At 57.8% G+C, this 9,811-nt stretch carries 8 protein-coding genes; 2 read left to right on the forward strand and 6 right to left on the reverse strand.

The genetic code is table 11. From position 1 onward, the window contains the following. The 5 genes from BN871_RS22945 to BN871_RS22960 form a co-directional block, all read right to left on the reverse strand. Positions 1–175, reverse strand: a 175-nt coding sequence (locus BN871_RS22945; RefSeq protein WP_048749138.1) for a transporter substrate-binding domain-containing protein, incomplete at its 3' end; no start/stop codon positions are given. Continuing rightward, the gene (locus tag BN871_RS30360) at positions 96–302 is read right to left on the reverse strand and encodes an LPS translocon maturation chaperone LptM (RefSeq protein WP_374725893.1); all 207 of its coding nucleotides are present in this window, start codon (positions 300–302) and stop codon (positions 96–98) included. The genes BN871_RS22945 and BN871_RS30360, both read right to left, overlap by 80 nt. 296 nt (positions 303–598) lie before the next feature. After that, on the reverse strand, positions 599–5,083 hold the full coding sequence (locus tag BN871_RS22950) for a M20/M25/M40 family metallo-hydrolase (RefSeq protein ID WP_053087033.1): 4,485 nt from the start codon (positions 5,081–5,083) through the stop codon (positions 599–601). 263 nt (positions 5,084–5,346) lie between these two features. Further along, a complete protein-coding gene (gene rocF / locus BN871_RS22955) occupies positions 5,347–6,291 on the reverse strand; it encodes an arginase (protein WP_232313279.1) in 945 nt (314 codons plus the stop codon). Beyond that, positions 6,263–7,507, reverse strand: coding sequence for an ornithine--oxo-acid transaminase (locus BN871_RS22960; protein WP_048749139.1), 1,245 nt, complete (start codon positions 7,505–7,507; stop codon positions 6,263–6,265). Before BN871_RS22960 ends, rocF begins: the two co-directional genes overlap by 29 nt. Before the next feature lie 395 nt (positions 7,508–7,902). Here BN871_RS22960 and BN871_RS22965 point away from each other — a divergent pair, with 395 nt between their 5' ends. Further along, on the forward strand, positions 7,903–8,544 hold the full coding sequence (locus BN871_RS22965; RefSeq protein ID WP_021879397.1) for a GntR family transcriptional regulator: 642 nt from the start codon (positions 7,903–7,905) through the stop codon (positions 8,542–8,544). A 117-nt stretch (positions 8,545–8,661) separates the two neighbouring features. On the opposite strand, the gene BN871_RS22970 is transcribed toward BN871_RS22965, so the two are convergent. Continuing rightward, a complete protein-coding gene (locus BN871_RS22970) occupies positions 8,662–9,309 on the reverse strand; it encodes a hemolysin III family protein (protein WP_021879396.1) in 648 nt (215 codons plus the stop codon). Between the two features lie 273 nt (positions 9,310–9,582). Between BN871_RS22970 and BN871_RS27980 the strand changes: the two genes are divergently transcribed. Continuing rightward, on the forward strand, positions 9,583–9,729 hold the full coding sequence (locus tag BN871_RS27980) for a hypothetical protein (protein WP_157060370.1): 147 nt from the start codon (positions 9,583–9,585) through the stop codon (positions 9,727–9,729). The last annotated feature ends 82 nt before the right edge of the window (positions 9,730–9,811 follow it).

Raw genomic sequence — 9,811 nt, forward strand, 5'->3', positions numbered from 1 at the left:
CAAAGTCCATGTCCTTGATTTCCAGCTTCGCGTTGAGATCCTTGGCGATTTCCTTGGCGATCTCGATGTCGAAGCCGACGATCGTGTCTTTGCCGTCAACCGTTTTGTGGAATTCGTACGGCGCATAATCCGCGCTCGTGCCGAGCACCAGCGTTTTTTTGCTCCGTGCCCGCATTCGTATTCTCGGCTGCGCCCGTGTTCGCGGCACCGCCCGCATTGCTTTCGACGTTGCCCTTCTGGCCGCATGCGGTCAGCACCAGCATGGCCGCGATCGCTACTGTCCAAACCTTCTTCATGATCATCTCTCCTGCCTCTATTTAATCGATGTGGAGCGGGCTTAACCCGTCCGATGGCTATGCAAAAGTAAATATGCGAAAAAACGAATAAATAATTACGAATGCCAGTATAACACCGATAATAAGCAATCACAACGTCTAAAGCATAAGTTTCAAAATGATGCCATTTCCGACTTTTTATGATGTAGTTATTTAGGAATAAAGATATTTATTCATGCTCTCTTGCTATTTATGGTTTCAAGCAGAAATGAACAAGGAAAGAACTGTTCGGAACAGTTCTTTCCTTCATTCACTTCAATCCGTTAGGACACGTGGAGCAGCCGGCTGATGATGACGGCTGCCTGAGCGCGGTTGGCCTTGCCTTTCGGCTCAAATCCGCCGTTGCCAGTGCCTGTAAGGATTCCTTTTTCACTGAGCAGCGCTACGGAAGGCTTGGCATAGGAAGCGATCTTGCCGCTGTCTTTGTAGGCTGCAAGCGCTGCAGAGGCATCAGCCGCTGCGATGCCGCCGGCCAGCTTCAATGCATTCGCGGCCATGATCGCCATCTCTTCCCGCGTAATCGCCCGGCCGGGCTCGAACTTTCCGTCTCCCGTACCTTTGACGATGCCAGCCTGCACAGCGGCAGCGACAGCGTCATAATACCAGGCATTCCGGTTGACGTCGCCGAACGACAGGCTCGCCGATCCGCTCGGCAGGTTGAGCGCCCGCACGAGCATGGTCAGGAACTCGGCGCGGGTTACTTCTTTTTTAGGAGCGAAGCTGTTGTCATCCAGCCCTTTGATGATGCCCTTGGCGTACAGCTCTGCGATTGCATCCCCGGCCCACGAGCCGACGGTGTCGAGATCGCGGAAGCTGTGGGCCGGCGCCGGCGTCGGAGAAGCCGAAGGCTGAACCGAAGGCGATGGAGCCGGCGTCGCGCTTGGTGTCGGCGTAGGCGTTACGGTCGGTGCCGGAGTCCAAGGATTCAACGTTGGCGCAGGCGTCGGCGTTGGATCTGCCGGTGTCGGCGTCGGATCTGCCGGTGTCGGCGTCGGATCTGCCGGTGTCGGTAGGATTATCGGCGGCGTTTCGCCGTTGCCGTCATCCATCGAGCCCTCCGCAGCGGCAGGAGCGGCTGCATAGAGCGCATTAGCCAACAGGCGATATTGGGCTTGCGGATGCGCTTTGTTGGTCAGCTCTCCGGCAAAGACAGTTACGTTCAGAGCATTTTTGTTCAGCTTGAAGCCCATGACCTTGCCTTTGACGGCCTCATGCCCAGGCCACCAGCCTGCAAGGAAGAAGTCGTCTGCAGCACTTGCCGAGGCAAGAATTTCGGCGCCTTCCGGAACGGATTTCACATAAGAGCCGGACTGAGTGTACAGGTAATCATTCGCTTGGTAAGGAGCCGTGATGACGCTGTTCTGATTGAGAATCGCTTTAAACAGGCCTTCATGGGTGCTGCCCGTCGTTGCGAAGTCGAATCCAGGCAGCAGGCCCGTTTGCTTGAGCGTGCTCATCGCAGAGCGGCCGTAACCAATGAATGGCTTGCCTGCCTCGATGGCGGCCTTGCTTCCGCTCGTATTGACGAGCACGTCTGCCTCAGGCTGGCTGGCAGCAATTCTGAAACCAAGATCCTTCAGCACAAACGCCGGAACTCCGGACGCAGATACCGAGATGGATTTCAAAAGCTTGCCCTCCGCCTTCTGCGAATACTGCGAATACCAAGGAACGGTGCTTAAGGAATACTTGTCTTTGACAAGCTTGAGGTTGGCATAGGACACCAGATAATCGCCTGTCTCATACCCCGGCCCCCCGTAAGTCAGCAGCGTTACCGACTTGCCGGCGCCCGCAAGCTCGTTAACGGCTCGAATCGCGTCGTTGTTGCTGCTTCGGATGACATAATGGGAAGCCGTGCCTTCCACGCTCGTTGCCGGCTTTGCAGCGGAGGCCGCCGGAGCCGTCTTGCCGGTAAAAGCATCCTTCGCAAATACCGCGTAGCGGTCGAAACCTCTCATATAAGAGAAGCTTTGCACGATGTCGGCATACATCTCGCTGAAATCGGAGACGTCGATGCCGTCGTACAGCACGAGATTGGCGAAGCTGCGCTTGGCTTGATGCATAGGAACAAGATAAGTGCCTTTAGGATAAGTTCTTCCTTCAATGGTGACGTAATCGGTCGTCTTCTCGACCTTGACGCTGTTGCGGATCAGATAGTTCACCATGTTGACCGCTTCGAGCGCGTTTTTCTGGTTGGACTCGTCCACTGGAAGGACATAGTATTCCGGGAAGAAGCTTTTGCCCTCGGCGCGCGGGCGGCCGATGGACTCATGCTTGGCATTGACCAGGTACTTGTCGACAGCCGGGCTGTCCACGTTCTCGATGCCGCGCTTGTACACCTCCAGCTGGTTCAGGAACAGCTTCTGCTTGTTCGCCATGACGTAATCCGTCGAGGCGAGCGCGGTATACAGCAGCGCCGTCGTGGAATCTTCATTCAGTTCCGGAATCTCGATCGTATGGCCGAGAGCGCCTTGGTGCATGGCGAATACGGCGGTGTAGGCGGGAGAAGCATCATCCCAGCCCGTCGCGTTGGCGATCGGCTTGTAGCTCGGGTCTGCGGCCGCTTTTTCGGCTTCCAGATATGGGATGTGGTACACATCATACTTCGTGTTGGCGACAGCCGCGCGGCCCATGGCATCGGCTTGCTCCACCATGCTGTCGATCAGCAGGTCGTAGTCGATGTTCGGATCATGGGGAGGCGTGCACGGCTCGATCAGGAACTGGCCGACGAACCCATGGAAGTCCAGGAAGGACAGCGGCGACCACTTGGCGATCTCGCTGGCGACGATCTGCGTCTCCGGCTGGGTCTGGTACGAGTTGTCGCGGTTCAGGTCGAAGCCGTTGGCATTGGCCCGCGTATTGAGGTAGCGGCCGTCCGGATTCTGCGTGTAGTTGAGCAGGAAGATGACATCGTCCAGCGCATCCGCCACGTCGAAGCTTACCTGGCGCGCTGCGCCGGAGCTGTCGGTCGTGTCGTACTGGATCGTGTCCTTCTTGGTCATTTCCTCAAAGAAGTTCAGGATCGCATCCACGCCCGGAGCTTCGTCCGGATGGATGTTGTTGATCCAGACCGGCACCTTGTAGTCCGTCAGCTTGCCGCTGCGGATCTTCTCCTGCAATCCGGCCGGATCGTTGATCATGGCTGGCAGCGTCTCGTTCACATACTGGTCGACGGACGCCTTGTCCTTGGCCAGAATCGTAAAGTTGATGTCGCGGCCCTGGACGGACTTGCCGAGCACGCGGGTCTCGATGTAGCGGCCGCTCTTCGCGCCCGCCGTAATGCGGTCGATCTCAGGCTTGATTTCGTCATAAGTGCGGTAGGTGTCATAGACGTTCAGCTTGATCGGCGCCGAAGCGACCGCCCCTTCCGCGCCGGAAACCATCAGCTCGTTCGTGCCGAGCAGCTTCGGATACAGCTGGCGGTAGGGGGTGCCGGACACGTTGACGCGGTCATAAGGCAGATCGAACGTGATCCTGGCGGTAAGATGGCGTCCGCTTACGACCGGCTTGCCTTCCAGATAGATGAAGGGATCTCCGGAATAATCGCCTTTTTGCGCATTGTATTTCTTCCAGTCGCTGAGAGGCTTGCCTCCATAGGTCCAATTCAGATAGACGGCATCCGTCGCGGAGATTCCCCCCGGAAGAGCGAAATCGGCCGTGATCGTGCGCTTCTCGGTAATCGAGGCCTTGTCGCTGCTCAAGGTCAGCTTGTTGGACGGCTCCTCGATCTCCAGCAGCAGGTTCGTAAGAACGGACGAGAAGGTGCTCAGACGTTCCTCGATCCGGCCGGGATAGTTGGCGCTCAGATACGCCAGCGTATCCTTGGCGGTATGCCAGATGGCCCCGTCCTGCACGGTCTGGGTGTAACCGTCCTTGTCGCCCAGCGCCCAATTGGTCGCTTCCAGATAAGCGTAAGGAATTCCGGCGCTCTTGAACGGAGCATGGTCGCTCCAGTCGCCGGTCGTTCCGGCCGGATACTCGGGATTATCCCCGCCCTGCGTCTGCAGGTTCAGCCCGAGCTTGCCGGCGATGGCCAGCGCTTGATCGCGAACAAAGCCGCCCTTCCCGGCAGATCCGTAGACGTACATATTGTCCCCGGCAGCGAGGCTGTCCAGGTTGATCATGGCGACGGTATTGGCCTTGTCGGCTTCGGACATGGCGGCCACATAGGCTTTGGAGCCCTGCAGGCCGGCTTCCTCGGAACCGAATGCGATGAACTTGATCGTATAAGGAACGGTCTGCTGCGATACCGCTTTAGCAGATTCAAGCATGACGGCGACGCCGGACGCATTGTCGTCCGCGCCGCGGCTAGGCGCCTTCACGGAATCGTAATGAGCGCCGACGATGATCGTGCGCGGCGATTCGCCATGCTTCTCGGCGACGACATTATAGCTTTTGCCGCCGTTCTTGGCGTTGTACACGAACTCGGTGACGGTCGGGCTGTATCCCATGGCGGCGAACTCGTCCCGGATATAATCCCGCGCCTCGTTTTCTTTGGCGGAACCGGCCGGCCTCGTGCCGATCGTTTCCGTGAGATTGAGCATGTACCGGTACGCCTCGTACCCCGGCGCTCCCTGCACAAGAGATCCGTCAAGCGGAGCACTCGTTTCTGCGGCCGTCGTTTGGACGGTCGCCGCCTCATAAGTCTCCGGCAGCGCGGCGGATGCCGCAGGAGTCAGCAGCGATGCAAGCATCGAACCGGCAATAACGGCAGACAACAGCTTTCTGTTCAGCTTCAAGCGGCTGGACAAAATTACATTCCCCCTTAGGTATGTATACAATATACAAAACACTGTATAACGTATGGTAGGAATTATAACATTGCGATCCCATTCTCTCAATCTATCTTCTCAAATATTACGATTTGGTATACGATTCGATATTTACCGACCTGAATCGCTTTTTTATGCGATGAAAATCTACCAAACAGCAACCAAACAGCCTATTAAACCCCTCTTTTTGCAAGGGGCTGCCCCGTATAATCATGCAGCAGCCCGCATCGCAGCCCTTCTGCCTATAAAATACGCTTACCGAGCAAGGAAGCCGCGAGCTCAACCGCTGCCCTGGCCGTCCGGCGCGCAGGATCCAGGATCGGATTGACCTCCACCAGCTCCAGCGAAGTGGCGATTCCGCTTTCCGCCAGCAGCTCCAGCGCATAATGGGCTTCACGGTAGCTCAGACCTCCGGGAACCGGCGTTCCTACGCCCGGCGCCTGCATGGGGTCGAGACAATCCAGGTCGAAGCTGACATGGACGCCGTCGGTATTCCGGCCTGCCGCGGCGATCGCTTGTTCCATGACCGCATGGATGCCCATCCGGTCAATCTCATGCATCGTGAAGCAAGTCATGCCGGACGAGCGGATGAACTCCTTTTCACCGGGATCCAGGTCCCTTACTCCGACGAGAACGACATTCTCGGGCCGGATCAACGGACCTGCTCCCGGAATGTCCGCCAGCGTGAAGGAGCCGTGTCCGACCGCAGCAGCCAGAGCCATGCCGTGCATGTTGCCCGAGGGGGTCGTGCCTTCGTGGTTCAAGTCCCCATGCGCATCGAACCAGATGACGCCCAGCTTGCCGTAATGTCCGCTGAGTCCGGCCAGCGTTCCGATGGCGACGCTGTGGTCTCCCCCGAGCACGAGCGGAAAAGCCCCCGAGCTGACGCTCCGATACACTTTCTCGCCGACCAGCCCAGCCATTTCCGCCACCTCGGCCTTATGCTTCATCAAGCATCCGGGTGCGGCAGGCTCCGCAGCATCTCCCGGAACGTCGACTTCCCATTCCTCCGCGAGCTCCAGCTCCATCGCCTTCAGCTGCCGCTTGAGTCCGGCCTCGATGATGCTCTCCGGTCCAAGCTCCGTGCCCGCACGGCCCCCGCCGAGCCAGAAAGGCACCTTGATCAGCTGAATCTTGCGCTGCCCGCTCCGCAGCCGCTCATTCATGTCCGTCGCCATGTTCATCATCGTTACCGTCTCCTTTGTCGTCGATGTCGGCTTCAAGCACTTCCGCCAGTCTTGCCAGCGCCCAGTCGATCTCCTCCTCGGCAATGACGAGAGGCGGAGCTAGACGGATCGTCGTATCATGCGTTTCCTTGCATAGAAGGCCCCTGGACATCAAAGCTTCGCAATACGGCCGCGCGGGACGGTCCAGCTCGATGCCGATGAACAGTCCGCGGCCGCGGATTTCCCGGATGCGGGGACTTTGAATCGCATGCAGCCTTTCCAGCAAATAAGCTCCCAGACGCTCGGAACGCTCCGCCAGAGCTTCATCCTCCAGAACGTCCAGCGCCGCGGAAGCGACCGCGCAGGCAAGCGGGTTGCCGCCGAATGTGGACCCGTGCGAGCCCGGCTCGAACACCCCGAGCACATCTTCATCCGCCGCCACGGCCGAGATCGGCATGATGCCGCCGCCGAGCGCCTTGCCCAGCACGTACATGTCCGGCTCCACCTCTTCCCAATCGCAGGCGAAGCGCCTGCCGGTGCGGCCGAAGCCGGTCTGGATCTCGTCGGCGATCATCAGCATGCCGCGGCGGCTGCACAGCTCCCGGATCCCGCGCAGGTAGCCGTCCGGAGGAATGACGATTCCCGCCTCTCCCTGGATCGGCTCGATGAGCACGGCGGCGGTATGGTCCCCGACCGCCGCCTCCATCGCCTCCAGATCGCCGTAAGGAACGAGCTTGAAGCCCGGCAGGAAAGGGCCGAATCCGCTCTTGTACTCCTCGCTCGAAGAAAAAGAGGTGATGGCGAGCGTTCTTCCATGGAAGTTGCCCGTGCAGACGATGATTTCCGCCTGATCCTCGTGAATTCCCTTGACTGTGTAGCCCCAGCGGCGGGCGGCCTTCAGCGCCGTCTCCACCGCCTCGGCTCCCGTATTCATGGCCAGTATTTTCGGCTTGCCCGTGAAGTCGGCCAGCTTGCCGTAGAAAGCAGCCGCCGCGTCATTGTGGAACGCCCGGGAAGTCAGCGTCACCTTGGCAGCCTGGTCCTGCAGCGCCCGGATCAGCGCCGGATGGCGATGGCCATGGTTCAGTGCCGAATAAGCGCTCAGCATGTCCATGTAGCGCTCGCCTTCCGGGCTGTGCACCCAGACGCCGGAGGCCTTCTCGATGACGATGGGCAGAGGGTGGTAATTGCGGGCGGCATGCCGCTCGGATAAAGCGATGGCTTCTGCGGATTGCATGTTTTTCCTCTCCTTATAAATGCATATTGTATTTTGTATACAATATGACGGATAAAAAATCCCGGATGCCGCGAAACATCCAGGCGCCCTGCCTCCACCCGGCCAAAAAAGATCCGGACGGTTAAAACACGCTTCATTTGTATACAATATACAAGGATGGAAGCGCTTATCGCGTATGAAAGGAATAATAACATAGAAAATGGAATCCAACAATGATTTTCTTGATTAGCTGAATACATGTGCATAAACCGAACATTAAACTGTCATCATTATTCCTTTTATGCCCTTGATGAAGCTCAAAACCGATGATAATATGTGTCATATGGAGTATTTATACAAATATTTTGCATATCCATGCAGGATAACTAGCAACGCTTCAATAGAGGAGTGAAGGCATGCAGCCGAAGTACCAGTCCCTCAAGGATCATGTCTATGAGTACATCGCCCAGCGGATCCAGGAAGGAACGCTGCTTCCCGGCTCCAAGATCAACGAGGCCGAAATATGCAAAAGGCTGGACATCAGCAGGACGCCTACCCGCGAGGCTTTGTTCCAGCTCAGCTCGGACAACCTGCTCGAATACCTGCCTCGACGGGGCTTCACCGTCAAAGCTTTCGACCAGAAAAAAAAGGAGGACTACTCCCTCCTGATCGCAACGCTGGATTCGCTGGCCGCCACGCTGGCTGTCGATCAATTGAGCGATAGGGACCTTGAGGCGCTCGACGATCTGGTCGCGGCGATCCAGGACGATCTGGATGCCTATGACTTCAGCCGTTACTACGAGCATCAGGCCCAGTTCCACGAATGCTATCTCCGCCGATGCGGCAATTCCACCTTGATCGAGATGCTGGATTCCCTCAAGAACGGATTTCTCCGCCAATCCTATGCCAGCGAGGACAAGGAAAGGCTGGCCGCCCTCCTGCAGGAAATCAACGGCGAGCACCGCCTGATCGCCGAGCTGTTCCGCAGCCGCGACAAGGAGAAGCTGGAGCAGGCGGTGCGCCTCCATTGGCGCATCATCGATTCCGATATGCTGTAGACGGATGCGCTGGATCTAACAAAGAGGCTGCCCCCGGTCATGTTCATGACCTTCAGGGACAGCCTCTTTGTTTTGCCATATAGCTTGCTGCGGGGAGCCGAATCGCCTATCGCTGCATCAGCTCCAGGGAAGCACGTAGAGCAGAATCGCGAAGAAATGGACCGCCGAGCCGGCCAGCACGAACAGATGCCATACCGCGTGATGGTAAGGGAATCCCCGCCATACATAGAAGACCGAGCCGACCGTGTAGAGCAGTCCGCCGGCAATGAGCAGAGTGACTCCGCCGGAAGCGAGGTGAGCCGTAAGGGGGCCCCAGGCAAATACGATCAGCCATCCCATCGCAATGTACAGAAGCGTCGAGGTGAACAGGAATCTCGTCACGAAAAACGATTTGAACAGCACCCCGAATACCGTGATCCCCCAGATGATGCCGAACAGCGTCCACCCTAGCTTGCCGCCGACCATATGGAACAGCAGAGGCGTATAGGTGCCCGCGATGAACACGTAAATAAAGGAGTGGTCCAGCACCTCCATCACCTGCTTGGCCCGCCCCTCCCGGAAGCTGTGCACCAGCGTCGAAGCCGTATACAGCAGCAGCATGGCCACTCCGTAGATCGTGAAGCTGACGACATGCAGCGCCGTTCCCTTCTCGGCCGCGAACACGATGAGCAGCACGAGTGCCGCGACGCTCAGCGCCGTGCCGATTCCATGCGTGACCGCATTGGCCACTTCCTCGCGCCGCGTGTACGTATACGTATTTGCCATAAGTCCCTTCCTCCTTCCTCATGCCCTATCCTATGAAACCGCTTGCTGGGCGGTTACACCTTCTCATTGGAGTAAGCCACCCTGGAMTTCATCTATCCGATGTTCCAGTCCGGAGCCTCTCTACGAGGGGCAGGCTTAGTCGGCTCTATTGCCCGCTGCGCAGCCTTCCAGGCGACGCCGGGGAAGGATGAGAGCCTGAGACAGCCTCGACCTGGACTTAAGTCGGGATCTGATTCCTCCGGCAGGAGGACAGCAGGCCGCAGCCTTGGTATAGTGGAAAAAACGGCCATCAACCGCGTTCTGCAGGTGGCCTACAGCCGAAAGGGTGGAATCATGACTCGCCAAGCAAAAGCCGTCCTCGGAGCGGCGCTCATCCTCCTCGGGGTCTATATGATGCTGCAGCAAGGCCTTCCGTCATGAAACGAAGCATATCGGTCACACCGGATGCGACTCCCTGAACGCGGACATCTCTATGTGCAAGGAGATGCCATTCTCCTGAAGA

Origin of the sequence: Paenibacillus sp. P22 (genome assembly GCF_000469945.2) — a bacterium.
Classification (GTDB): Bacteria; Bacillota; Bacilli; order Paenibacillales; family Paenibacillaceae; genus Paenibacillus_O; species Paenibacillus_O humicus.